The 24,416-nt window shown below is 49.0% G+C and carries 21 protein-coding genes; 12 read left to right on the top strand and 9 right to left on the bottom strand.

Annotation, left to right across the window (positions count from 1 at the left end; translation table 11 throughout):
• The first annotated feature begins 159 nt into the window (after nucleotides 1-159).
• The 7 genes from CWB98_RS22490 to purF all read left to right on the top strand — a co-directional run bounded on the left by CWB98_RS22490 (nucleotide 160) and on the right by purF (nucleotide 6,944).
• The gene (locus tag CWB98_RS22490) at nucleotides 160-927 is read left to right on the top strand and encodes a FimV/HubP family polar landmark protein (protein WP_249364749.1); all 768 of its coding nucleotides are present in this window, start codon (nucleotides 160-162) and stop codon (nucleotides 925-927) included.
• Nucleotides 928-1,014: 87 nt separating this feature from the next.
• The gene (gene truA, locus CWB98_RS22495; protein WP_138546843.1) at nucleotides 1,015-1,812 is read left to right on the top strand and encodes a tRNA pseudouridine(38-40) synthase TruA; all 798 of its coding nucleotides are present in this window, start codon (nucleotides 1,015-1,017) and stop codon (nucleotides 1,810-1,812) included.
• 165 nt (nucleotides 1,813-1,977) lie between these two features.
• Complete coding sequence (gene accD, locus CWB98_RS22500) at nucleotides 1,978-2,853, top strand: acetyl-CoA carboxylase, carboxyltransferase subunit beta (RefSeq protein ID WP_054016523.1); 876 nt, start codon at nucleotides 1,978-1,980, stop codon at nucleotides 2,851-2,853.
• 22 nt (nucleotides 2,854-2,875) lie between these two features.
• The gene (gene folC / locus CWB98_RS22505; protein WP_138546844.1) at nucleotides 2,876-4,138 is read left to right on the top strand and encodes a bifunctional tetrahydrofolate synthase/dihydrofolate synthase; all 1,263 of its coding nucleotides are present in this window, start codon (nucleotides 2,876-2,878) and stop codon (nucleotides 4,136-4,138) included.
• A gap of 12 nt (nucleotides 4,139-4,150) precedes the next feature.
• Nucleotides 4,151-4,843, top strand: a complete 693-nt coding sequence (locus CWB98_RS22510; RefSeq protein ID WP_138546845.1) for an SPOR domain-containing protein — start codon at nucleotides 4,151-4,153, stop codon at nucleotides 4,841-4,843.
• Between the two features lie 61 nt (nucleotides 4,844-4,904).
• A complete protein-coding gene (locus CWB98_RS22515; protein WP_054016526.1) occupies nucleotides 4,905-5,399 on the top strand; it encodes a CvpA family protein in 495 nt (164 codons plus the stop codon).
• A gap of 18 nt (nucleotides 5,400-5,417) precedes the next feature.
• Nucleotides 5,418-6,944, top strand: coding sequence for an amidophosphoribosyltransferase (gene purF / locus CWB98_RS22520; RefSeq protein ID WP_054016527.1), 1,527 nt, complete (start codon nucleotides 5,418-5,420; stop codon nucleotides 6,942-6,944).
• Nucleotides 6,945-7,064: 120 nt separating this feature from the next.
• Here purF and CWB98_RS22525 read toward each other — a convergent pair whose 3' ends face one another.
• Nucleotides 7,065-7,664, bottom strand: coding sequence for a Yip1 family protein (locus tag CWB98_RS22525; protein WP_054016528.1), 600 nt, complete (start codon nucleotides 7,662-7,664; stop codon nucleotides 7,065-7,067).
• A gap of 342 nt (nucleotides 7,665-8,006) precedes the next feature.
• Between CWB98_RS22525 and miaE the strand changes: the two genes are divergently transcribed.
• Nucleotides 8,007-8,798 carry a tRNA isopentenyl-2-thiomethyl-A-37 hydroxylase MiaE gene (gene miaE, locus CWB98_RS22530; RefSeq protein WP_138546846.1) on the top strand — a complete coding sequence of 264 codons (792 nt, stop codon included), beginning with the start codon at nucleotides 8,007-8,009 and terminating at the stop codon, nucleotides 8,796-8,798.
• A gap of 10 nt (nucleotides 8,799-8,808) precedes the next feature.
• Here miaE and CWB98_RS22535 read toward each other — a convergent pair whose 3' ends face one another.
• Together CWB98_RS22535 and CWB98_RS22540 are read right to left on the bottom strand one after the other, a co-directional pair.
• Nucleotides 8,809-9,531: a UDP-2,3-diacylglucosamine diphosphatase gene (locus CWB98_RS22535; RefSeq protein ID WP_138546847.1), complete on the bottom strand. Its 723-nt coding sequence runs from the start codon at nucleotides 9,529-9,531 to the stop codon at nucleotides 8,809-8,811.
• Between the two features lie 98 nt (nucleotides 9,532-9,629).
• Nucleotides 9,630-10,124, bottom strand: coding sequence for a peptidylprolyl isomerase (locus tag CWB98_RS22540; RefSeq protein ID WP_054016531.1), 495 nt, complete (start codon nucleotides 10,122-10,124; stop codon nucleotides 9,630-9,632).
• A 206-nt stretch (nucleotides 10,125-10,330) separates the two neighbouring features.
• Here CWB98_RS22540 and cysS point away from each other — a divergent pair, with 206 nt between their 5' ends.
• The 3 genes from cysS (at nucleotide 10,331) to CWB98_RS22555 (ending at nucleotide 13,608) form a co-directional block, all read left to right on the top strand.
• Nucleotides 10,331-11,710 carry a cysteine--tRNA ligase gene (cysS, locus tag CWB98_RS22545; RefSeq protein ID WP_138546848.1) on the top strand — a complete coding sequence of 460 codons (1,380 nt, stop codon included), beginning with the start codon at nucleotides 10,331-10,333 and terminating at the stop codon, nucleotides 11,708-11,710.
• A gap of 669 nt (nucleotides 11,711-12,379) precedes the next feature.
• Nucleotides 12,380-12,814, top strand: coding sequence for a flagellar protein FlhE (locus CWB98_RS22550; protein ID WP_138546849.1), 435 nt, complete (start codon nucleotides 12,380-12,382; stop codon nucleotides 12,812-12,814).
• Nucleotides 12,815-12,834: 20 nt separating this feature from the next.
• Nucleotides 12,835-13,608: a hypothetical protein gene (locus CWB98_RS22555; RefSeq protein ID WP_138546850.1), complete on the top strand. Its 774-nt coding sequence runs from the start codon at nucleotides 12,835-12,837 to the stop codon at nucleotides 13,606-13,608.
• A 388-nt stretch (nucleotides 13,609-13,996) separates the two neighbouring features.
• On the opposite strand, the gene CWB98_RS22560 is transcribed toward CWB98_RS22555, so the two are convergent.
• The 4 genes from CWB98_RS22560 to CWB98_RS22575 all read right to left on the bottom strand — a co-directional run bounded on the left by CWB98_RS22560 (nucleotide 13,997) and on the right by CWB98_RS22575 (nucleotide 21,051).
• On the bottom strand, nucleotides 13,997-16,393 hold the full coding sequence (locus CWB98_RS22560) for a hypothetical protein (RefSeq protein ID WP_138546851.1): 2,397 nt from the start codon (nucleotides 16,391-16,393) through the stop codon (nucleotides 13,997-13,999).
• 340 nt (nucleotides 16,394-16,733) lie between these two features.
• Nucleotides 16,734-17,654, bottom strand: coding sequence for an agmatinase (gene speB, locus CWB98_RS22565; RefSeq protein WP_125716149.1), 921 nt, complete (start codon nucleotides 17,652-17,654; stop codon nucleotides 16,734-16,736).
• A complete protein-coding gene (gene speA, locus CWB98_RS22570) occupies nucleotides 17,655-19,568 on the bottom strand; it encodes a biosynthetic arginine decarboxylase (protein WP_138546852.1) in 1,914 nt (637 codons plus the stop codon).
• A gap of 160 nt (nucleotides 19,569-19,728) precedes the next feature.
• Nucleotides 19,729-21,051: a hypothetical protein gene (locus tag CWB98_RS22575; RefSeq protein WP_138546853.1), complete on the bottom strand. Its 1,323-nt coding sequence runs from the start codon at nucleotides 21,049-21,051 to the stop codon at nucleotides 19,729-19,731.
• Nucleotides 21,052-21,178: 127 nt separating this feature from the next.
• Between CWB98_RS22575 and CWB98_RS22580 the strand changes: the two genes are divergently transcribed.
• A complete protein-coding gene (locus CWB98_RS22580) occupies nucleotides 21,179-22,045 on the top strand; it encodes a M1 family metallopeptidase (RefSeq protein ID WP_138546854.1) in 867 nt (288 codons plus the stop codon).
• A 76-nt stretch (nucleotides 22,046-22,121) separates the two neighbouring features.
• Here CWB98_RS22580 and phaC read toward each other — a convergent pair whose 3' ends face one another.
• Nucleotides 22,122-23,891, bottom strand: a complete 1,770-nt coding sequence (gene phaC, locus CWB98_RS22585) for a class I poly(R)-hydroxyalkanoic acid synthase (RefSeq protein WP_138546855.1) — start codon at nucleotides 23,889-23,891, stop codon at nucleotides 22,122-22,124.
• Nucleotides 23,892-24,016: 125 nt separating this feature from the next.
• The gene (locus CWB98_RS22590) at nucleotides 24,017-24,364 is read right to left on the bottom strand and encodes a phasin family protein (protein ID WP_046006440.1); all 348 of its coding nucleotides are present in this window, start codon (nucleotides 24,362-24,364) and stop codon (nucleotides 24,017-24,019) included.
• Nucleotides 24,365-24,416: the final 52 nt, after the last annotated feature.

Raw genomic sequence — 24,416 nt, forward strand, 5'->3', positions numbered from 1 at the left:
CGGTGTCTTGAGTTCTGAGCGTGGGCTCTTTCCGATCTCGCAGAGCCTGAGGTCGAAGCGCCCGCAGCGGAACAAGCCCCAGAGGAAGCGGCATTAAGCGATGAAGCGTTAGCCGACGAAGACTTCCCGGAGTTTGACGAAGCAGATGCGTTGAGTGCGATGGACGCAGAGCCTGAGGTCGAAATAGAGCTGGACGATCTGGAAGATGATTTATCTGACCTCATGTTGTCTGATGATGATCTGGTAGGGCTGGCCGACAATGATGCTCAAGAAGAAGACTTGTCAGGAGCTGAGCTGGCTTTAGAACCCGACGCATTTTTGGACGAATTAACGGACCTGGCCGAAGACGACACACCTGAACCAGAGATCAACATAGATGAAGCTGCCATTGAAGACGAGTTTCTGGCAGAACTGAACGAAACAGAATTCAGTGCTTTACTTGATGATTCCGCTGAGCCGGATACGTCGGAAGTCGACCTGTCTGAGGACACTGAGCTGGACTTTGATGCGCTGTTGAGCGAGGAACTGGCACAAGATCTTGAAATTGAAGATATTGATGAGCCAGCAGGCGAAAGTCTGTCAGGGGACGAAACAAGTGTTGAAACTGACGCCGCAGCGGGTGAAGACGATTTCCTTGAGATAGACGACCTCCTCTCACAAAGTGAAGATGAGCCGACACAGGAAGAACCGTATCAGTCGCCTGATATGGACGTAGGGTTAGGTGATTTTGAAGAGCTACTGGCCGGTGAAAATGCTATGGATGTCGATCTGGAAGAAGACGGATACGCGGCTAAGCTGGATTTGGTTCGTGCATATATTGAAATTGGAGACTTTGACTCGGCAGAAAATGCCGTTGAAGAAATTCTGAGTAATGGTCCGGAGTCGGTACAGGCAGAAGCGCAGGCACTCAAACAGCAGATCAAATAGGCCATGGATACCAACAAGACATTGGTATTATCCGCAGCGATCGCATAAAATGCGCGGCTAAGTTCGAAATGAGAGTTTGAGTAGTTTATGCGTGTAGCTTTGGGTATTGAATACAATGGCGGCAATTACAGTGGCTGGCAGCGTCAGTGTAACGTAAATAGTGTTCAGGAGGAGCTGGAAACAGCCCTGTCTAGCATCTGCAATCACAAGGTCGATGTGGTCTGTGCCGGGCGCACTGATGCTGGCGTTCATGCTACGGGTCAGGTGATACATTTTGATACTCACTCTGATCGGGACATGAAAGCATTTACACTCGGCGTCAACTCTCAGCTGCCTGACGACATTGCTGTGCGCTACGCTACGCCAGTCCATGACGAGTTTAGTGCACGATTTAGTGCAACGGCCAGACGTTATCGTTATGTGATTTATAATAGTGTCAATCGCCCGGGCATTTTACGCAGTGGCGTAACCCATTATTATCACCCGCTGGATGCAGACCTTATGCAGGCAGCGTGTCCGGTGATGATTGGTGAGCATGACTTCTCTTCTTTTCGTGCTGTACATTGCCAGTCCAACTCTCCATGTCGCAATATCCATCACTTACAGGTTGACCGGTTCGGTGATTACATCGTGATTGACGTGAAAGCCAATGCATTTTTACACCATATGGTACGCAATATCACCGGGTGTCTAATGGACATTGGGGTGGGGAAATATCCGCCAGAGTGGATGGCTGAGTTGCTGAGTATTAAAGACCGCACGCAAGCCAGCGCTACGGCGAAGCCGAATGGTTTATACCTGGTAGATGTTGATTACCCTGAGCGCTGGCAGATCCCCACAACACCGGCTGGTCCTTTGTTTCTGCCCGAGGTAACCATTCGTTAATCATGCTGAGCGATGACTAAAGCAAACCTGAGCGCGAGCGTCTAATCGTAAGAGACAACTAAGACCAGTTTTTTATATCACTGATGCCTTAATCATGTTTTAATTGGGAAAATCTGTCTGCTTTTTGCAGATCGCGACACAGAATGAGCACTAAGAGAGTTGCAAATGAGTTGGTTAGAAAAAATCTTACCTAAAACGGCTAAATCAACGGGTAAAAAAGAAATCCCGGAAGGCGTTTGGGCAAAATGTACGGATTGTGATTCAATCCTGTACAAAGCGGAATTGGAAAAGTCACTGCATGTCTGCCCTAAGTGTGATCATCACATGCGGATCAGCGCACGCAAGCGTCTGGAAAACTTTTTAGACGAGGGTGGCCGTGTTGAGCTAGGTACTCAGCACGAACCAAAGGATGTACTCAAGTTCAAAGATTCCAAAAAGTACTCTGATCGTATCACGGCTGCGCAAAAAGTCAGTGGCGAGAAAGATGCACTGGTAGCCATGAAAGGCTCTCTGAAAGGGATCCCGGTTGCGGCTGTGGCGTTTGAATTCTCTTTTATGGGTGGTTCAATGGCCTCTGTGGTAGGTGCGCGCTTCGTCGATGCCGTGAATGAGTGTCTTGAACACAATATGCCGCTGGTGTGTTTCTCGGCATCAGGTGGTGCGCGGATGCAAGAAGCTTTAATGTCACTGATGCAGATGGCTAAAACGAGTGCTGCCTTGGCTAAAATGAGCGAGCGTGGCTTGCCGTTTATCTCTGTGATGACTGACCCGACAATGGGTGGTGTATCAGCATCACTTGCTATGCTGGGCGACATTAACGTGGCTGAGCCTAAAGCGCTGATTGGCTTTGCAGGGCCACGTGTTATCGAACAAACAGTGCGTGAGACTTTACCAGAAGGTTTCCAGCGCAGTGAATTCCTGCTGGAACACGGTGCAATTGATATGATTATCGATCGTCGTGAAATGCGTGACTCTTTAGCACGTATCCTGGCAAAGTTCATGAACTTGCCTTCTACCGAACAAGAGCATAGAGTAGCGTAAAATTTTCTAATTTGAGCGCACTATGTCAAAGACTACACCAAGCCAATCATCCTCACTGAATGATTGGCTTTGTTATTTAGAGCAGTTACACCCCGCCAACATCGCGATGGGCCTGGAGCGCGTAGCTAAGGCTGCAAACAATATCCACTTGCTTGATAGCCCCAGTAAAATCATTCTGATCGGCGGCACCAATGGTAAAGGCACCACGGCGCGCTGTCTGGAAGCCATGTTGCTGGCACAGGGTTACAGCGTCGGTACTTATGCTTCTCCGCATCTTATCCACTATAACGAACGTGTTCGGATCAATGGTAAAACCTTGCCCGATCAGTCTCATGTCGATGCTTTTTATGCCTTAGATCAGGGTCGCGGTGACGTTGAATTGACGTTTTTTGAGTATGGTACTTTGGGTGCCTTGTGGTTATTTAAGCAGCACGCGGTAGATTATGTGTTGTTAGAAGTGGGTCTGGGTGGCCGCTTTGATGCAACTAATATTGTGACGCCTTATGCAAGTGTGATCACCACTATAGATCTTGATCATAAAGAGTTTCTGGGTGATACCCGTGAGTTGGTGGGCTACGACAAGGCGGGGATTTTCCGCACAGACACACCTGCCATCGTAGGTGATCTGAATATTCCGCATACCGTGACTGATTATGGTGAGGAAATTAAGGCAGAATTGATCCTGTCAAAACGTGATTTCCACTTTACTCCTCTGCCTGATGGGTTGCGCTGGCAATATGGTGAGCACGACCTGACATTGACACAGCCCGCCATCCCCGCGCAAAATGTGGCAACAGCGTTAACACTCCTTGCTCGGCTTAACTTATTACCTGATGCCGAACAGATAAAGCAAATTCTGGCCGGGTTACAAGTGGAAGGGCGGTTTATGCAGCTCAGTCAACAGCCTTTAATTTACACCGATGTGGCACATAACCCTGAATCAGCGCGTTACCTTAGAACGCAATTATTGCGTTTGAAAAATCAGGGCTTTAAAATTCATGCCTTAGTCGCTATGCTTGCTGATAAGGATAAAGCGAGCGTGATTGATGCCCTGTCAGATGTGGTTGAGAAGTGGAGCTGTGCATCTTTGGAAGGTCCCCGTGGCGAAAGAGCAGAGCAGCTGCTGACAATGTTGCCTGCACCGCACAGTGAGCACAGTCAGGTATTCCCGAGTGTCGACTCGGCCCTGCAAAGTCTGCTTCCTCAGCAACACCAAGACACAGCACTGATTATATTCGGCTCGTTTGTGACCGTGGCCGCGGCCATGCAGTACTGGCAAAAGTAGAGAGCAATAGTTGTGAACTCAGGATTTATTAACCGACTGGTCGGCACCAGCATCGTAGTGATAGCGGCGGTGGTGTTTATACCTAATATTTTGGATGGCGAAAAAGTCCACTATAAGGAAGGGTTTAAGCCTATCCCTGAACGTCCTGAGTTCTCGACCATAGAGCTACAAACGCGCATTGATGAACGTGCTTCACTGGCGACAGAGCCGATGGAAGAGGTCGTAGAAGACATCAGCGCCGATGATGACCAACTCAGTACTGAACTAGTAACTAACGAGCTACAGGGCAACACACAAGGCCAGCAACAAGCAGATACTGTAGTGGTCGAGGCGGCGGACAATAAGGACGAAGAAAAGCCTGAACCAACTCAGTCACCAACTGACTTGCCCGTTAAACCAAGCGCTGCGCCTGAGGTGAAAAGTGAGCCGCTGGCACGCCCTGAGTCTTCCAACTTTACGCAGATGGCCTATGTCATTCAGCTTGGTAGCTTCTCACATAAATCAAATGTTGAAGCACTAACTAAAAAACTGACTGAGAATGGATTCAAGACGTTTACCCGTCCGGTAAAAACGCCTAATGGTACCTTAACCAAAGTGTTTGTCGGACCAGATTTAAATAAAGCTAAACTGGAAGCTAAGCTCCCAGAATTAAAGAAATTAACTAAGTTAAACGGCCGCCTTACTCAATTTACCGTGGTAAAATGATCTGGTAATTGATGGGCGTGTCTTATAGAATGCGCCCCAAATTAACGACTTATTGGTTTATATGATCTGGGTTGATTACGCCATCTTTGCAATTGTCGGTATCTCGACACTGTTTGGCCTGATGAGAGGTTTCGTGAAAGAAACCATGTCACTCGTGGTTTGGATCGGCGCCTTTTTCATATCCAGTATATTCTACCAATATCTTGCAACCTTCCTGACCTTCATTTCAGAACCCCTTTTAAGAAATGCCGCCGCAATCGCCATACTTTTTATTGCGACACTTGTGTTAGGTGGGTTTGTCAATTATATCTTAGGTGAACTCGTACAGCGTACGGGCTTGTCTGGTACCGATCGCCTGGTTGGCATAGTGTTCGGTGCGATGCGGGGCGTGCTGGTCGTTAGCGCCGCGTTGTTTTTCCTGGATGCCTTCACCAAAGCCCCCGATACATCGTGGTGGCAGGCATCCCAAGTAATCCCTGAATTTGGCTTTGTAATAGAATGGTTTTTTTCCTATCTAGAACATAACTCAAGCTTTTTGAATTCAGCAAACCGTTAATCGGCGAGGAAATTTTTAATGTGTGGTATCGTTGGGATAGTCGGAACATCTCCTGTTAATCAGGCGATTTATGACGGCTTAACTGTTTTGCAACACCGTGGCCAAGATGCAGCCGGCATCATTACCATTGACAACAATACGTTCAGCTTACGCAAGGCCAATGGCCTGGTCAAAGACGTGTTTCACACCCGTCACATGAAGCGTCTGCAGGGTAACATTGGCATCGGTCATGTGCGTTATCCGACAGCAGGTTCTTCCAGCTCAGCGGAAGCACAGCCTTTTTATGTGAATTCTCCGTTTGGTATCGCTATGGCGCACAACGGTAATTTAACTAATGCGGAAGAGCTGAAAGAGCGTCTGTTCACTAAAGCACGCCGTCACGTCAATACGACGTCTGACTCAGAAGTGTTGCTGAATATCCTGGCGTATGAGCTGGGACGTAGCGACAAAATGAAACTGGAACCTGCTGATATGTTTAACGCTATCAGCGAAGTGAACCAGCAAGTGTCGGGTGGATACGCGACTATCGCTATGATCATTGGCCATGGCATTTTGGCGTTCCGTGACCCGCATGGTATTCGTCCTTTAGTATTCGGTAAGCGTGAAACTGAACGCGGTGTAGAATATATGTTTGCGTCTGAAAGCGTGGCATTGTCGATCGACGGATTTGAATTCGTTCGAGACGTAGCACCAGGCGAAGCCATCTATGTGACTGAAGATGGTCAGTTCCACTCGCAGATCTGTGCCGACAAAACCATGCATGCGCCGTGTATTTTTGAGTTTGTTTACTTTGCACGTCCGGATTCGAATATCGACAATATGTCGGTCTATGCCACCCGTGTTAATATGGGTACTAAGCTGGGTGAGAAGATCAAACGCGAATGGGCCGACAAAGACATTGACGTGGTTATTCCAATTCCGGAGACATCTTGCGATATCGCGCTTGAAATCGCATCGGTGCTTGAACTTCCTTATCGTCAGGGGTTTGTTAAAAACCGCTATATCGGTCGTACCTTCATCATGCCAGGTCAGGAACAGCGTAAAAAGTCGGTACGTCGTAAGCTAAACGCCATCGATCGTGAGTTTGCCGGTAAAAACGTACTACTGGTTGATGATTCAATCGTCCGCGGCACAACATCCGCGCAAATCGTCGAAATGGCACGAGATGCCGGTGCAAAGAATGTATACTTCGCCTCGGCTGCACCCGAAGTTCGCTTCCCGAATGTGTACGGTATCGATATGCCATCGGCTGCAGAGCTCATTGCTCACGGCCGTGATGTTGATGATATCAATGCCAGTATCGGCTCAGACGGCCTTATCTATCAGTCAATCTCTGATCTGAAAGACGCTGTGGCGCTAGAAAACCCAGAGATCACACGTTTTGAAACGTCTGTGTTCGACGGTCAGTATATTACCGGTGATGTAAACCAGGATTACCTGAATCGAATTGATGCACTGCGTAATGACTCGGCAAAATCGACACGCGAAAAAGCGATGTCGGCAAGCCTTGAGCTGCACAATCAGGAAACGGGTGAAGGCGAGTAAACTAGCCTAATTTACCTAAAAAAAGGGCCGCGATTGCGGCCCTTTTTGTTAGATTTCTATAGGATAAAAGCAAAGGAAGCGAGCTGACCTACGCACCTTTGAGGGGCATAAGCGCGCTCCCTAGGTAAATGTAGGACTGATTATCCCATTCGTCCACAATATCGCTGTTGCAGCCAAAATAATTACCAATAATACCAGGCCGCAAGTGACCACTGAGCTGGCATAGATAAAACCACGCTCCTCAGGAATGTGCATCAGGATAGGAACGCCGGTGTACAGCAGGTAGACCGAATAGGCAAGGGCAGCGAGCCCCACCGAGACCACAAACCACAATTCAGGATAAAAGGCAGCAAAGGCCGACATAAAGACCGGTGTGGCAGTATAGGCAGAGAGTTCCAGCGTTTGTGTATAAGTGGGTTTAGCGCCGAATGTCACCGCCATCCAGTGCGCCAAATAAGACAGGGCAAACACACCAATGATCAGCGCAAAGTACATGGCAATGCCTATCAGCATGGCACTGTTATGGGTGAGAAACACATCGTCACCAGTGCCGATTTTCCAGCCCAGATACACAGAGGAATAGTAGCCCATTAGACTGGGGATCAGGGCAATCAAGGCAATGTGAGATAGACTGTACGTAGCGCTTTCGTGGCGATTGTCTATGGTTTGCCACTCTTCGATTGGGTGGGCGTATAAGCCCCACAGATGATTTAAAATCATAACGAGCCCCTCAAAAAAGATTGTTGTCTGAAGCGTTCAGATTACCCGGCGATCACGGGTGCAGTCCTTGTCTTATATAACAGCTCAGTAACATCACAGTGCGATGCGGTTAAGCTGCGTAATCACCATAAAAACGGGGCCACTGGCGACGCCTGTAAGTATGAAATTTATACAACATCACTTAAGTTATGAAAGATTGGTTAATTTTTGTCAAGAAACAATTCTGAAATCCCAGCGTCTTTGATCTGGCACAAACTTGTGGTAACTGGCAGGTGTTCATAGTGCCACTTGGCACGCTTGTGATAGAATAGAGACAATTTTTTACGAATGATTATCTGAGACATGTTAGAGAAGTATGCCGATCTGTTGGCACCTATTTATCAGTTTCTGGGTTGTGAAACCCCCGACAGCTGGATCGACGAAGCGAAAAAGCCAGAACATCTGCAAGCCTTGCTGGTCGACCATATGCACTGTGAGCTCAAAGCGGCCCAGAGCGCGGCATTCTTAATCCGTAAATATGCGGTAGACAATGCCTCAGCGCAAACTCTGCTTGGCTGGATCAAACCCTATGAAGACTTTGTCTATCGTAAAATTGGCGACGGTCAGTTTAGTGCCAGTAAGAATGAGCTCATTGGCAGCTTAACCGCTAAACCTGAGTACGCCTATAACCAGGATATACTGGATAAAATGGTGCGATTGATCAAAGAAGAGCTGCATCACTTTGAGCAGGTGCTGGATATCATTAACGAGAAGGGGTTACGGGTTCAGAGTCTCAATGCATCCCGTTATGCGTCTGGGATGATCAAGCATGTGCGTACGTTTGAGCCAGCCGCGTTGATTGATAAGTTGATCATAGGTGCCTTTATCGAGGCACGCTCCTGTGAGCGCTTTGCTAAGCTGGCCCCTTACCTGGAGCCAGACATTGGGCGCTTTTATGTCTCGCTGTTGCGCTCAGAGGCGCGTCATTATCAGGACTATCTTGAGCTGGCCCAGCAGGTAGCCGACGCCACCAATCCACAGCGATTTGATATCGCAGCACGCGTAGCCGAGTTTAAAGTAATCGAAAATGAGCTGATCTTAACGCCAGACAGCGACTTTAAATTTCATAGCGGTGCGCCGTTACAGGCTGCGTGAGCTTACAGGCTTAGTCTGAAAAAGGATGCTGAGTGAGGGTCTGGCCTTGCTCAGTGGCCACCAGATAAGAACTCTGACTATACCAGTCGCCCAACACGGTGCGTGTTTTGTCGTTGTAGTGATGGACATTAGGCCTGTGTGTATGGCCATGTATCATATTGGTGACCTGATGGCGGTCGAACATTGCCAGTACGGCTTCTTCGGTTACATCTAAAATTTCAGGCGCTTTGCCCATCTGACTTTGTTTGCTCTTCTCTCTGGCATTGCGCGCCACCTTGCGGCGATACCAAAGCGGCATAGACAACATCAGCCTTGGCCACCACCAGCCACGGCTTTTCTTACGAAACTTCTGATAGACCTCGTCCTGGGTACACATTTCATCGCCGTGTAAAATCACGGTTGGCGTGCCATACAGATCGATCACCGCTTGCTCAGGCAACAACGTCATACCGCACAGGTCGGCGTAGCGCTGACCAACCAGGAAATCTCGATTGCCATGAATAAAGAACAGTTTAATACCACGCTCGGAGATCGCACGCAGTTTAGTGGCTATCTCAAGTGCCAGTGGATTACCTTCATCGTCCCCAATCCAGACCTCGAAAAAGTCGCCTAAGATATACAAGGCATCCACTTCATCTTGCATATGCTGCTCAAGAAAACGATAAAAAGCGGCGGTGATATCAGGGCGATGTTCGGTTAAATGCAGATCAGAAATAAAATAGCTTTTGCGCATGGAGACAACTTCAGATTAGAGCGAGGCAAAGGGACAGAGGCATGTACAGCTCAAACAAGCGTTAAATGTACACACCTCAAAATCAATAAAGCGGTCGTTTATTCAGCAACAAACGCTTTTTCGATCACAACGTCTTCCAGTGGAACGTCCTGATGGAAGCCAGCAGATCCCGTTGCAACACCTTTGATCTTGTTAACGATGTCCATGCCTTCGGCCACTTCACCGAATACACAGTAACCCCAGCCTTGTGCGGTTTCACTGCTGAAGTTCAAAAAGTCGTTATCGTTCACATTGATAAAGAATTGCGCCGTGGCAGAATGAGGATCTGGCGTGCGTGCCATCGCCAGCGTGCCTGTTTTATTCGCAACGCCATTGTTGGCTTCGTTTTTAACCGGCGCACCCACTTCTTTTTGGTCCATGCCCGGCTCAAAGCCGCCGCCCTGAACCATAAAGCCGTCGATTACACGGTGGAAGATAGTGCCGTTATAAAAACCAGATTCAACGTACTTTAAAAAGTTCTCAACCGTTGCCGGCGCTTTGTCAGCAAACAGGTTAATTTTGATGTCGCCAAAGTTTGTTTGTAAAACAACCATAACAGGTCCTTGATTTACATATTTCATATTAGGAGCCTATTTTATAGCACAAATTCATAACTACAAAGTCCCTCAGGGGGTGAGCGGCTAAATTGTCAACTAACTGTTACTTTTTCATTCTATTTGGACGGGATTTTCTATAGAGCCTAAGCGGTGCAAGTGATATGATTGCCAAGAATTTGGATAAATTTTAGGAATAAAGCTACATGTTGCAGATCTACAACACACTAACACGTCAAAAGACTGAGTTTAAACCGCTTGTGGAAGGCAAAGTAGACATGTACGTGTGTGGTATTACTATTTATGACTTCTGCCATGTAGGCCACGCCCGTACTTATGTCTCTTTCGATGTGATGAACCGTTACCTGCGCCATTTAGGCTATCAGGTTACTTATGTACGTAATATTACTGACGTAGATGACAAAATTATTAAGCGTGCTGCCGAGAATAACGAAGAGATCGATGCGCTGACAGTACGTATGACCAAAGCCATGCACGAGGATTTCGAGGCACTGAACATCCTGCCTGCTGATATTGAGCCGACTGTAACCGGTCATATGGACGAAATCATCGTGATGATTGAACGTCTGATCGAAAAAGGCCATGCCTATGTGGCAAAAAATGGCGATGTATTATTTGATGTGTCGACTTTTGAAGCATATGGTCAACTGTCTCAGCAGGACCTGGATATGCTTCAGGCAGGCGCGCGCGTTGAAGTGGCTGAAGGCAAAGATGATCCGCTCGACTTTGTGCTGTGGAAAAAAGCCAAAGCCGGCGAGCCTAGCTGGACATCACCTTGGGGTGAAGGTCGTCCTGGCTGGCACATTGAATGTAGTGCGATGAGCTCTAAGCATTTGGGTGAGTTTTTTGATATTCACGGTGGTGGGTCTGATTTGCAGTTCCCGCACCATGAAAATGAAATTGCCCAGTCATGCTGTGCCAACAATGGTCGTTACGTCAACACCTGGATCCACACCGGTATGGTACAGGTTAATAAGGAGAAGATGTCTAAATCTTTGGGCAACTTCTTTACAGTACGCGAAGTACTTAAAGCCTACGATCGCGAAACCGTACGTTATTTCCTGATCAACGGTCATTACCGTAGTCAGCTAAACTACTCACAGGAAAACCTGGAGCAGGCACGTTCGTCACTAGAGCGTATTTACACGGCTCTGCGTGGTGTTGAACTGGTTGAGACTGAACTGGCGGGCAACTCATTTGTGGCACGTTTTGAAGCGGCTATGAACGATGACTTCAATACCCCGGAAGCACTACCTGTGATTTTTGAACTGGCCAAAGAAGTGAACCTGCTGAAAGACTCAGATGCTAAAGCGGCGGGCGAACATGCCTTTATTCTTGTGAAGCTGGCAGAAGTCTTGGGTATTGCCCAGCAAGATCCGGAAGCCTTTTTACACGGTGACCAGGACGAAGACGAAGTGGCAAAAATTGAAGCCCTGATCGAGCAGCGTAAGACCGCCCGTGAGAATAAAGACTGGGCTGCAGCCGATGCTGCCCGTGACGCCCTGACTGCCATGGGCGTGGTACTGGAAGACAGCGCCGGTAAAACCACCTGGCGTAAAGCTTAACCTCTATTCGCGCTTAACTGCGCAGTCAAAAAAGGCATATGCATTTTGCATATGCCTTTTTGTTTTTATCAGCCTTATATCCACTAAGCCAAGTTCTGCGTACTTAAAACGCGCTTAGCAAAGACAAACCGAACACTTTGCAAAACAAGTTAAAATGAACTCATTAAAAATCTCAGATGCCAGAACTGAAGGGGGCAAAAGGCTTCGGACTTTATTCCATACAATAAATGTCGGTGTCGTCTCCTATGTCTTTATTATTTTGAGTAGTAAAATTGCGATAGCATTTGGGGTTGATCCAAATGGGCCAATAAAAGAATACTCCGGTGATTTAATGTTGGCTGTGTTTGGATGTGCCTTAGTCTTGTTCATCCCACTATACACGTTATCCTTTAAAATTCTGCTTTGGATTTTTCAGTGTTTAAGGATATAGGCAGCTAGCTTGCCTGTGTGCCTGTTACGGTGACTTTGCTTGGTATTATTGTATCTGCTCAATATGGTTGTCTCAGGTATTGTCCTTTGGTAATTAAGTCACATCATTTTCGTGCCTTTTTATTGATATTCCTGTTATACCTAATAATAAAGGCTTGAACTTAAATATTAAAATACTCATAATCACCTCCAGCTTATTTGCTTTAAGGCACCTATTAAGTATCCAAGGAGGATCAATTTATGAAAAAAGCTATCTTACCACTTTGCCTGGCTGCGGCTGCTGTTTCAGGCTCCACTTTCGCTGCTACCGGTCAGTCTGTTATTGAACGGGGTGGTTACACTATCTACTTTAGTACAGGGTATGCGAGCATGGGGTACAGAGACCTAAAAATCCCCAGAAGTGGAACCAAAATTACCAAAGTTTCCTGGAATTATCATGACTATACAAATGGCTATGATAATCAGAAAGTTGAGCTATGTTACCGACGCCAGTACTCGAACTATGATTTTAAATGCATGGATATTTCTAGCAGTAACAGCGGGTCAGTTGATTACTTCGATGGTTTAGAAGCCAGAGGCGAGTTAGTACTGACCTATACGCTGGAAGGCGGCAGCTACCATGCTTATTGGGATTATGATGTAAAGAATACAATCACCATCGATTACACTTATTAATCACACTACGGAGGTCAAGGATGCTGAATATCAACCCGTCGAAACAAGACTCACCCGCAACGGCACTCCCGGCAACGGGCAAATCGGCGCAGGCAAAAGTACCAGATGCACACCCTTCAGGATCTGCTGTTAACCAGGCCTCCACTTCAACACTCAGTACCGATGCCCATGATATTCAGGGCTTAATGTCTTACACAGTGCAGAGCCTTCAAGAGGCAGTACCACCTAAATATATTGCTTATGAGCAAAGGCTTGATATTGTGCGTCAGTCACTCAACAGTGCTATGACGCAGCAGTATCCGGAATTAGTGGTCAATGAAAAAACTCTGGAAGAAATGACTTTAGATGTTGCAGCATCTCTTAAAATTAACCCTCTCCCTGAGGGCAATGTCAACGCAGCGTTTGGTGATATGATGTCGTTTCTCGACGAGCGGGATAAGCAAGAGCTGGGCAATGCCTATATGAGCATGGATCTCACTCCCCAGTCATTAAAAGAGCTAAATTCATTGGCATTTGACCTTGCGCACCAGAGACAAGTGCAAGCCAAACAACGCAACGGTACAATATACGCTGTATACGATCCAATAAAAGCACAGCAAAGCGAAGCCTCCGATGCTGGCGCTTTACAACAGATATTAAATGAGTCAGATAAGCCGATCACCGGTCCGGTGGTTAGTGAAAGAGAGCAGAGGCTGGCGCAGTTACATGACTCACTAGGCAGGCTTGATAATCAGTTTATTAATAACCTGCTGGCACAGCTGCTGGACGATTCCCATTTATACGACAAAGCATGAGATTTAACTAAAACCATAAGTTAACGTCTAACGAGACAGTGCTTCTGGGCTGTTTTAGTATGAAAAAAGGGATTGCTCGTTCAAAGCCAAAAAACCAGGAACGAGCCGTATCGATTAGCACTATCTTGGGGTATAAGTTGATAAAGCTTTTAAAGTCATGGCGATGGAAGAGATAGTCACTGCCTGCCATGATTAGTGTATCGTCCGGCTGTGCGACTTCTTTAGTAAAAAATTTGAAAAAATGTCAGATTGATGACAAACCAATCAATAAGGGGTTGTTTTGAGTGGTTTGTTTTGTCTTGTGTGGCTGTTTTAGGTAGTTAAAGCACTAAAAACGCGGCTTTGCTAGTTTGGAAAGCTGCCAGTTGATACTGGCAGCCTGCGTATATTACTGAATAATCAGGGTGCCGACAGGGGAAGCATCTGACTGATTGCCAGCCAGGTCGACGGCGATAACCTGATAGCTGACTTCCCCTTTGGGTGGCCAGGGGTCGTCAAAACGCGCCTCATTACTCAGGGTATAGGGCTGACCGTTACGCATAATCTTGTAAAAACGAATGCCCTGATTATCCGCACTGGGCTGCCACTGCAATGTTGCGCCATAAGCGCCATCCGACTGCACACTGAACTGAGCGGGTGTCGTAGGTGGCTCGCTGTCACCGGCTTTGGTATTCAGATTTGCCTCTGCCATCACTGTGCCCGTGTCGCGGTGTACAGCCCGAACCTGATACTGGTAGGCCTGATTAAGCGGGAGCCAGTGATCTTCGTAACTGTTGGTGGTGGTATGCCAGATCAGTTGCGCATCGCGATAGACCTGAAACTTCACCGGTATCTCGGCAACATCATTGAATTGCCAGCTCAGACCAACGCCATTGCTGTCAAACAAGGCTGACGAGCTTAGGTTCAACATCGCGGCCTGAGGTGAGCCCTCACCTGCGGGTAAGCTGTCTGTGTTATCGCCACTTTGTACGCTTTGCTCGCACCCAGTCCACCAGCAGGGCGTCTGCTCAATAAAGCTTAGCACTGCATCGTATTTATGCGCCTGCCCACGGGTCTGTGTCTGATATTCCTTAAGCGGAAATGCGCCCCAGCTGTCCCAGCGGCCGATGCTTTCAAATACTACATACAAACCTGCACCGGAGTTTCGCCAGTCATTCAGGTGACTGGTAAAGGCTGTAGCCATGCGCGGATCGCGATTGGCGCTCAGGAATAATGCCTCGCTGATGGTATCGCGGCCATCGCGAATATCCCCGGCATAGGTGAGGTGCTGGCCACCCTCATAGGCAGCCAGCATCAGGCCATCTTGCTGGGCCAGTGCCAGGTTGCCCTGAATATTGTCTCTGGCCTGTGCCAGCGCGCCATGCTCAGGCGCCTGCCACCAGGGGGGCTCATCGGGGTTATAGGTCAGGCCATACAGTACGCCCGAGTCCATTTCCTCAAACAGCTTGTTGAGACCTTCTGCCCCTTCAGTGGCCCAGTCCTGTAAAATGGGCAGATATTTCTGATCGGCAAAGTATCCGCCAAAGTAACTGCCCACCGCCAGCACATCCATGTTATCAGCACAGCGTTGACCGACACCTGCTGCGTGAATCGGGCAGTTCAGTGCCTGCTCGCTTATCCAGGGCACCCCGGTCTGGCCGCCCATCACGCATTGTATTCGCTCTGCTTCATCTGCAAATTCTGCTTTGATGATCTCGCACATCTGCGAGCTTCGCAGTCCGTAGTAGTTCATGCGATATTCAATATCGTGGTAACTGGTGTCGGGCCACAAAGCTTTACCTTGCTCTTCCAGATACAGGCCATCGAAAATATACGGCCAGGCGTTATTCCACAACTCGTTACCAAACTCCACGTAAATTGCAGAATCCCCGTCACTTTGCGTTTTCAGCAGTCGCGCAAACTGGCGGATATAATCATCATCTATCCGAACCGGGAGCGTGTACCAAGGCTCGGCACCCAGCTTGTTACTCATGGCAATGGCCACTTCATAGGGGCTGCCGCCATTGAGGGCCCAGCTGGCGTAATAGTACTGGTTCCTCTGCGTCCAGTGCTGAACGGGGTTGTCTATGGTGCTCAGCAGCTGCATAAAACGCAAAGTACGGAACTGGCGCATATCATCCAAAAAGAGTGGATGGAATATCCGTTCCTGATAGCTGTGCTCGAACGAGACAAACTGCTCAGGGCTGGCACAGCCCGCCGCGCTGGCGGCATAATCAGTAGCGGCGTCACTGCAACTGCCGCCCGGGGCTATGATACGGATATTGCGCAGATGGTTGCCGGTATTGTTTGGGTCGGTGGCATGGATCTGCAAATGGAAGAAACTGTTTGCAGCCATGCGTACCACGTCGCGTCCGGGCGTGGCGCTGATAAGTTCCGGGCCGGAGTAATAGAGCTCACCTTCACCCTCGTACAAGATCACAAACTCGCCGACCGGATGGTGCGGGTTATCGTGATAAATAATGGTGGTGACATAGTGAAAAGGTGAGTCGGGTGAATCCGCAGGCAAAGACCGCGGCCAGCCATGCTCGTCCAAGTCCAGTAGTGCCTGATCGCCGGTGTTAAATTCCCACGTATGAGCATTGCTGGTTGCCCACAGCTGGCCACTGCCGTTAGAAGCATGCTTCATCACATCCAGTGTGGTCCACTGACTTGACCAGTAATTAATACCGGTGAGATTAATCCCCACGCCTGAGTTGGCGTTGTCGCTGCTTGCAGCCAGCAGAGGAAGTGATAAACCGAGCGCCATCGCACCGGCACAGAGGGTTGCATAAAGAGGTATTTTCATAAGCTTGACCATTCCAATTGACCAAAGAGACGTCATCCATTTTTTCGCAGTGATGTGTGTTTGTTTATTCAGTTTGTTGCTGGGTACGACACATCATTCTGCTTCCTTGCTAAGGGCTATTCCCTGAAAGAACTCGCCAAAAGCACCGAATTAAGTTAGCAGTGATAGGAAAAAAAGAGGATACGAAAAAGGCATGGTTTGGGTGGTTTTTGTGCTTAAAGCAATAAAGCAATGTGTTTGTTTTTTCGCTTTTTGCTCGATGTCACAAAGCATATCTGTATGTAAAGATAAACGAAATCCACTAATGGCAAAATATAAAAGCGCCCGCAGGCGCTTTAAATTATTTGTGGCGAATGGCCCACAAATGGAGCAATTCGTAGGCGATGGTGGCTGCGGCGATAGACGTCAGCTCGCTCTGATCGTATGAGGGCGAGACTTCCACCACATCCATACCAACGATATTAATCCCTTGTAGTGCACGCAGGATCTTCAGTACTTTGTCGCTGCTCAGGCCACCACATACCGGGGTGCCGGTGCCAGGTGCAAAGGCCGGGTCCAGGCAGTCGATATCAAAGGTCAGATAGACTGGCAGGTCACCGACTCTGGCCTTGATCTGCTCAGCAATGGTCTGGGCATCCATATCATTGGCCTGCATCGCATCGACCACGGCAAAGCCATGATTACTTTGCTCGAACTCAGTACGGATCCCCAGTTGAATGGAGTGCTCCGGACAGATCAGCCCTTCTCTGGGGGCATGAAAAAACATCGTGCCATGGTCATATCGTGAGCCCTGACTGTAGGTATCGGTATGGGCATCAAAATGCACCAAGGCCATTTTGCCATGTATCTTCTGATGCGCCCGTAACAAGGGCAGGGTGACGAAGTGGTCGCCGCCCAGTCCGAGTAAGGCTTTACCCTGATGGAGGATCTGCTCTGCCGCCAATTCCAGCTGCGCGGTAAAGTATTCCGGATCCCCCACCGGATAAGTAAAGTCGCCGGCATCGTGCAGGCTAATTTTGTCCCACAAAGCAAACTGCCATGGATAGCGTTTACCTTCCCAGGCTAAGTGAACCGAGGCACGACGGATCGCATCCGGCCCCAGACGGGCACCGGGACGACCTGAGGTGGCCAAGTCAAATGGCAACCCCAATACCACGACGTCGGACTCAATATGGGCGATATCTCGCACCATGGGCTGACGTAAAAACGTCATGCCGTTTGAGTATAACGAGTGGTCGCAATGGTCGAACAACTGCTTCACTTAGCACTCCTCCAGATAGGTGTAGCCTTCCAGGCCCGACGCAAGTTCGGTCAGGCACATGGCCCGATCGGCCTCTTCCAGTCGGGCATTCACCTGGGCAATAAAGTTCTCTTTAAATGCCGCTACGTCCAAATGTACGTAACGCATCATATCTGCCACGCTGTCGCCTGCGTCGACGTCGTCCATTTGCAGCTGACCCTGCGCATCCACCCGGACCACCACACTGTGGGTGTCGCCAAACAGGTTGTGCATGTCGCCCAGGATCTCCTGATATGCACCGACCAGGAAGAAGCCCAGCAAGTAGGGCGAATCCGCCGTGTATTCAGGCACCGGAAGGGTGCTTTCAATACCCTGACCATCGACATAATGATCCACCGCACCATCAGAATCGCAGGTGATGTCGAGCAGCACCGCACGCTTTTTCGGTGCCTGTGTCAGGCCGCTCAGCGGCAGCACAGGAAACACCTGATCTATGCCCCAGGCATCGGGCAGTGACTGGAACAAGGAGAAGTTCACAAAGAACTTGTCGGCCAGTTTGGTGCCTAGCTCATCGATGATCGGACGATGAAAACGGTTTTTGTTGTCCATTCTTTGCTGCAATTCGTAGCAAATACGCAAATTTACCTGCTCAGCCCAGGCGCGTTGCTCCAGCGACAACAAGCCCATGGCAAACTGCCCGTGCACTTCTGCCAGGTCGCCCTGCGTATCGTGATAGAGCTCAATTAGGGCTCTGTCATCGCTTTGCTCGCTCAGTGCCTGCCATGAGCGCCACATATTACGCAGCAGCTGCGGGGCATCGCTGGCAACCGCGCTCAGCTGCTCCGGCTGATAGCTTTCAGTGCCTACCACATCGGTGATCAACACTGCATGGTGTGCCGTCAGCGCCCGGCCCGATTCCGAAATGATGGTCGGCATCGGCTGGTTATACTGCTGACAGGTATCACCTATGGTGTACACCACATTGTTGGCATACTCAGCCAGGCTATAGTTCATCGAGTTATGCGACTGGCTGCGTGTACCGTCATAGTCAACCGCCAGGCCACCGCCCACGTCCAGGTTGATCAGGTTAGCGCCCAGTCTGCGCAGCTCGCAGTAAAAGCGTGCCGCTTCACTTACGCCCAAACGTACATCCCGGATGTTGGCCATTTGCGACCCCAGGTGAAAATGCACCAGTTGCAATGCGCTCAGCATGTCTGCTTGTTTTAGCTGCTCGATCACAGTTAACACCTGAGAAGCGGACAAACCAAATTTAGACTTTTCACCGCCGCTTGCCTGCCACTTACCTTTGCCCTGCGAAGCCAGACGAACACGCAGGCCCAGCCTTGGCGTGACATTCAGCGCTTTGGCTTCGGCCAGTACCAGATCCAGCTCGGAGCGTTTTTCGAGCACGATATACACCCGATGGCCGAGCTTTTCGCCGATCAGCGCCAGGCGAATGTATTCGCGGTCTTTGTAGCCGTTACAGACGATCACGGCGCTGGTTTTTTCGCTCAACGCCAGCACAGTCAACAGCTCGGCTTTGCTGCCTGCTTCAAGGCCCAGTTGCTTTTTCTCTTTACCGTCCTGGCTGGCTATTAGCCCTTCAACCACTTCCCGTTGCTGGTTTACTTTGATGGGGTAAACCAACAGATAGTCTTTGGGATACTGGTAGTCAGCAATTGCTGTGTTAAACGCCTGACAGATGTCATTGACGCGCTGCTCAAGGATCTGCGGGAACCGCACTAAAGCGGGTAAGCCATAGCCCTGCGCCTTAATCTGCGCGGCAATGTGTGTCAAAGTAACCGCGTGCCCCGGGTTATCTGCTGTCGGCATGGCGGTTACCTCTCCCTGATCATTGATACCAAAGAAGCCTTGGCTCCAGTGGCGCACGTTGTAGCATTCACGTGCCTGCTCAGAAGAGATCAAATCTGTCATTAACGTTCCTTAACGGGTAAAAAATTAATTTAAATGAGGTTAGGTTATGGGGCGCATTAAACGAGCAATCGACAGTGGTGTCTAACAAGAAATTTTGCTCTTAACGAGTGAGCTTTTTACTGATGGAAGCAGGGCCTGGTTGAGGCCCCAAAACAGGCTATCAGGACAACACGGTCCAGTTTACAGCCATGGCCATAGCGGCGGCATCGCTGTTAATCAGGTTATCGGTATAGATGATGTTAGGGTAGGCCTGTGGCGTGATTGCCGGATAGAGCAGGTAGGCCAGATTTTGATTGGCTTCATCTGCCAGCGCCTTGATACTGGAGGTTACCCCCAGCGCACAAGTCGTGGCCTGAGTGGCATCTTGAGTCAGCGTCCAGGATAGTAAAAAATAGTCCTCAGGTGCATGTTGCTGCATTTTGTCTAGTTGATTGTCTGTCATGGCTGCAACGGTGTTTTTGTCTGCATAACTGTTGTACACAGGTAAACTGCTGGCCGGGAAGAACCCTTTGCCTGCATGTGCGCCGAGTTCCACATTACTGTCGCCTACAAGCAGTAATACGGCAGCACTGCCTGAAATAAACTGATTGAGTGTCAGTTGGGTCAGGTCGCTGTTGGCATCTGCCACGTAGAGATGACTCAGACCCGACAGGGCGTCAAACAGGCCATCCCATTCAGTTTGAGTGAATGGGCGATAATGTGCGTTACCCACATCTGTATTTAAAGCATGTGAGAGGTTCAGGATCACCAGCTCGTTGTTGTGGGCAACAAACGCGTTGATGTCCGAGACAACCGAAGCAATAGACTGACCATTGGCGCCTTGCCAGGAACCAATCTGGCTAATCTCACTATAGTGCCCTGTGTAGTAGTCTCCATCACTTATCACCGGACGTATATCAAAATAGCGAGCTCCCAGAATTAGTTGGCCCTGAAGGTTGGCACTCTGCGTCAGTGTATTGCAGCTATGGGCAAATGCAGTGCCTGAGGTATACACGCTCATCCCCGAATCATGAGAGCCGCTAATGCACACGTCGCGCAGTTTTTTATCGCCAAGCAAGGCCAGATTCTGGCTCATCCAGTCTGCGCTTTGCAGGTTGGAACCCGTGTAGTCGCCGTAACGCCCGGCAAGGATAAAGCTCACTATGCCGTTGTGCTGCCAACCCAGCCTGAGCGTCGACCCCGCGGGGTTGCCACTGGAGACCAGATTATCGAACACCACCTGAAGCTCAAAGCCCTTCTTCGCCCTGGCCTGAATCTGAAAACACGAGTGATGGCCATCGTTGATGGTATAATAGACTTCTGCTGCGTCATCTTGCTGGTCATGAAAAATACCCTGATCCCATTCTACATAGACCCTGGTACTGGTTTTGGCCGCAATGGTGTCGGGAAACTCCCAGGCATTCATCTGGTAAGCGTGTTGGCCCGTACGAGTCCAGTCCGAATCGGTACTATTGACGAGCGTAATGAATCCACCTTGCCCCATAATTAGCTCCTTACACTGTTGGTTATGTTGCGAGAAAGTGTAGTGCTTCGCGCTCTGTTGACTATTACAGTGCATTACAACTGTGCCTGATATGATATGGTGGATTGAGAGATGCTCAGGAGGGGTCATGCGGATATTAATAGGTGCTTTACTATTGTGCTCACCCGGGTGGGCCACAGAATTGGTTTATCAGCAGCTTGAGCAACTGAGTGAAAAACGACAAGCCGTTGTGACCAGTTGGCTAACCCGGGGTCTTGAAGCCACCGAAAAGGCTTTGGGACCTGTTGCACAACCCCGGCTGCCCGTCAGGCTTCAAAACGTCTATTTAAGCAGTGAGCCGGTGCCCTGGGGAGCGGTAAACCGAGGGAATGTGGATGGCATCGAGCTACATGTCAGTGCATTTGCGACAGAGCAGCAGTTAATTCGTGACTGGACTTTGTATCATGAACTGGCGCACTTATATCATCCATTGTTTGATTACCCCGATTTCTGGCTGGCGGAAGGGCTGGCTACTTATTTGCAAAACGTCATTATGCTGCATTCCGGAGTCATTGATGCCGATGAATATGTGCAGCGGATTATGGCTGGACTGGAGCGTGGCCGCCTGGGTACCTGGGATACGCCGGGTCCTCTGGCCAGAGTCAGTGAAGATATGTGGCGGCGCAGGGCACATGCTCGGGTATATTGGAGCGGGGCGGCATTTTTTATCGAAGCAGAGCTGGCACTGCGGCAAAAAGATCCCAGCCTGACCCTGGTCGCTCTGCTCAAGCGCTATCAGGCCTGTTGCAGAGAGACTGCCCCGGATGGTCAGCCTGACAGTGCAAAAGTGTTTCTCGCCCAACTAGACAGCTTGTCTCGCAGCAGTATTTTCAGCAACCTGTATCACAGCTATAAGATGAGAAAGGACTTTCCAAGGTTAAGTAAACAGGCCGTCAGGTTGAGTGGTTTACACATGGTGTCGGCCAAACACAGTGAGTTCACCCGGCAAAAGTAATTGGTATAAGCCACCGGATAGCCGCGGATGGCTTTTACCGTGAGAGACTGCCCGAGGGCAGTCCGCTGAATTGGTGCTAGATCTTCACTTTGACGTACTCGCCAGGTGCTGCATAGATACCTGGATTGTCTTTTCTGCTGGTGGCCCGCTTAGGGATTTTTTCATCCACATACTGGCTTATCCACTTGCCCCAGTGAGGCCACCAGGAGCCGCTCTGATGTTTGGCTTTATCGAGCCAGGCATTGGCGTCACCGGTTGCGTCCGGACCATACCAGAAACCATACTTTTCAGCCGCTGGAGGGTTGATAACCCCAGCGATATGACCTGATTCACCCAGTACAAAAGTGGTTTTGGCACTGGTGTGTTGAATGCCCTGAAAGGTCGCTTGCCACAGCGCAATATGGTCATCCCGGGTCGATAACATGTACACCGGTTGTTTAACTTTGCTCAGATCTATTTTTGTGCCTCTGACTTCTACCTCGCGAGGTTGCACAAGGCGGTTCTCCAGATACAGGTCGCGCAACATAAAGTTATGGCATTTTGCAGTGAGGTTGGTGCTGTCGCCATTCCAGTAAAGCAGATCCAGGTCCATGGGTGCTTCACCTTTGAGGTAATTATTAACGTAGTAATTCCAGTACAGGCTGTTTTCGCGCAACATACTGAAAGACACACCCAGCAGGTGGCCATGCATGATGCCATTTTGCAGGTTGTATTTCTCCAGTGCAGAAATGGTCGGTTCATTGACGAAGACCCCAATTTCGCCGGGCTGTGAGAAATCCAGCAGCGTCGTCAATAAGGTAGCGCTCTTAATGCGATGCTTCATGCGTTTCGAAACAAAGTAAGCCATTGCTGTGGTTACCAAAGTGCCTGCAATACAGTAACCTACCGCATTGACATAGGCTTCACCGGTTTGTTTCTCAATGGCATCCAGAGCAGCAATCACCCCATCGACTATGTAATCCTCAAAGCCGATTTCAGCCATGCTGGCATCTGGATTTTTCCATGAGATCATAAACACGGTATGACCCTGATCAACAGACCATTTTACCAGCGAGTTTTGTTGTTTCAGATCGAGAATATAGTACTTGTTGACATATGGCGGTACTATCAGCAACGGTGTTTTAAACACTTCTTTAGTGGTTGCTTCGTATTGGATCAATTCGAACAGGTGATTCTGGAATACCACTCTACCGGGGGTCGTGGCAATGTCTTTGCCTAGCTCAAAAGCGTGTTCATCAGTCATGCTGATACGCAACATATCACCACTTTTGGCCAGATCTTTTTTAAACATTTCCAACCCTTTGATGAGGTTTTCGCCTTTGGAGTCCAAAGTCAGCTTAAGTAGCTCAGGGTTGGTGGAGATAAAGTTGCTGGGGGAGATCGAGTTGACGACCTGACGGGCAAAAAATTCTAGCCGTTCCTTGAGCTTATCATCCAGTCCCGGTGTTTCACGGATAGAAGACAACAGGGACTGACCAAACAGCAGATAGCTTTGTTTAATGTAATTAAACCAGGGGTTATCACGCCATTCGTCAGCCTTAAAACGGCGGTCACCACGCTCTGTTTCGATGACATCTGGTTGCTCAGTGTCGAATCCCTGACCCCAGGTTTGTTGCATGATTTTGAGCTGTTCCTGCCACCAGTCAAACTGATGCTGAACAAAGGTTTCTGGCTGCTTCGCTATTTCGTTCAACCAGACACCAAAATCCCGGGCACTTTGCTCGTTCAGGGCTTGTTGAACGGGGTTTTCTTTGAGCAGGTTATTACTGAATATGGTGTAGAGATCTTGATTGTACTGCCACCAGGCAGTCAGCGTTTTATTAAGATCTGTGTTATCGGTATCCATTACTCGTGTCCTAATAGGAAAATTGATTGCACGTGTCTTGTGTCGTGTTTGGTATAGCGGATCAGCCACTACAAAAAACAGGCTAAAAAAATGCCCCCGCAACAGGCAGGGGCAGACGACAGCGATTAAGCTTTCGCAGTGGCTTTAACACTGTCTTTAGAGATAGCGTCAAGGTGCTCTTTGAATTCGTTGCCAAGTTGAGTCAGCTTTTGACCGTCGTCGATCATTTGCTGGCTTAGCTTGTTCATTGCAGTAAGCTGGCTGGCATTGAAGTCGATGAAAGACTTAACATCTTTTACTTCAGCGGCAGTTTTCAGTTGCTCAACAGAGGTTTTAGTGAAGTTTTCTGTTGCATCAAGCTGGATTTGCGCCAGTTGTTCAATGTTTTTAGCAACCAGTTGGTTGAACTTGATTGCCGGAGAGAAAAACTGCTCGCTTTGCTCAGTAAAAGTTTTCATTAGATCGTTGTACATGGTGTGCTTCCTGTTTATCAAAAAAGTCCGTATAGGTAGCGTTACTGCCCAG

The sequence above is a fragment of the Pseudoalteromonas rubra genome (genome assembly GCF_005887115.1).
GTDB classification, from domain to species: Bacteria; Pseudomonadota; Gammaproteobacteria; order Enterobacterales; family Alteromonadaceae; genus Pseudoalteromonas; species Pseudoalteromonas rubra_F.

Excerpts from the sequence above, each read along its gene's own strand:
- CWB98_RS22580 (WP_138546854.1), top strand. The coding sequence starts at position 21,179 with ATGCGGATATTAATAGGTGCTTTACTATTGTGCTCACCCGGGTGGGCC.
- CWB98_RS22575 (WP_138546853.1), bottom strand. The coding sequence starts at position 21,051 with ATGGGGCAAGGTGGATTCATTACGCTCGTCAATAGTACCGATTCGGAC.
- CWB98_RS22490 (WP_249364749.1), top strand. The coding sequence starts at position 160 with ATGGACGCAGAGCCTGAGGTCGAAATAGAGCTGGACGATCTGGAAGAT.
- miaE (WP_138546846.1), top strand. The coding sequence starts at position 8,007 with ATGTTAGAGAAGTATGCCGATCTGTTGGCACCTATTTATCAGTTTCTG.
- CWB98_RS22535 (WP_138546847.1), bottom strand. The coding sequence starts at position 9,531 with ATGCGCAAAAGCTATTTTATTTCTGATCTGCATTTAACCGAACATCGC.
- folC (WP_138546844.1), top strand. The coding sequence starts at position 2,876 with ATGTCAAAGACTACACCAAGCCAATCATCCTCACTGAATGATTGGCTT.
- truA (WP_138546843.1), top strand. The coding sequence starts at position 1,015 with ATGCGTGTAGCTTTGGGTATTGAATACAATGGCGGCAATTACAGTGGC.
- CWB98_RS22550 (WP_138546849.1), top strand. The coding sequence starts at position 12,380 with ATGAAAAAAGCTATCTTACCACTTTGCCTGGCTGCGGCTGCTGTTTCA.
- purF (WP_054016527.1), top strand. The coding sequence starts at position 5,418 with ATGTGTGGTATCGTTGGGATAGTCGGAACATCTCCTGTTAATCAGGCG.
- CWB98_RS22525 (WP_054016528.1), bottom strand. The coding sequence starts at position 7,664 with ATGATTTTAAATCATCTGTGGGGCTTATACGCCCACCCAATCGAAGAG.
- phaC (WP_138546855.1), bottom strand. The coding sequence starts at position 23,891 with ATGGATACCGATAACACAGATCTTAATAAAACGCTGACTGCCTGGTGG.
- CWB98_RS22515 (WP_054016526.1), top strand. The coding sequence starts at position 4,905 with ATGATCTGGGTTGATTACGCCATCTTTGCAATTGTCGGTATCTCGACA.
- cysS (WP_138546848.1), top strand. The coding sequence starts at position 10,331 with ATGTTGCAGATCTACAACACACTAACACGTCAAAAGACTGAGTTTAAA.
- CWB98_RS22560 (WP_138546851.1), bottom strand. The coding sequence starts at position 16,393 with ATGAAAATACCTCTTTATGCAACCCTCTGTGCCGGTGCGATGGCGCTC.
- CWB98_RS22590 (WP_046006440.1), bottom strand. The coding sequence starts at position 24,364 with ATGTACAACGATCTAATGAAAACTTTTACTGAGCAAAGCGAGCAGTTT.
- CWB98_RS22555 (WP_138546850.1), top strand. The coding sequence starts at position 12,835 with ATGCTGAATATCAACCCGTCGAAACAAGACTCACCCGCAACGGCACTC.
- speA (WP_138546852.1), bottom strand. The coding sequence starts at position 19,568 with ATGACAGATTTGATCTCTTCTGAGCAGGCACGTGAATGCTACAACGTG.
- CWB98_RS22540 (WP_054016531.1), bottom strand. The coding sequence starts at position 10,124 with ATGGTTGTTTTACAAACAAACTTTGGCGACATCAAAATTAACCTGTTT.
- accD (WP_054016523.1), top strand. The coding sequence starts at position 1,978 with ATGAGTTGGTTAGAAAAAATCTTACCTAAAACGGCTAAATCAACGGGT.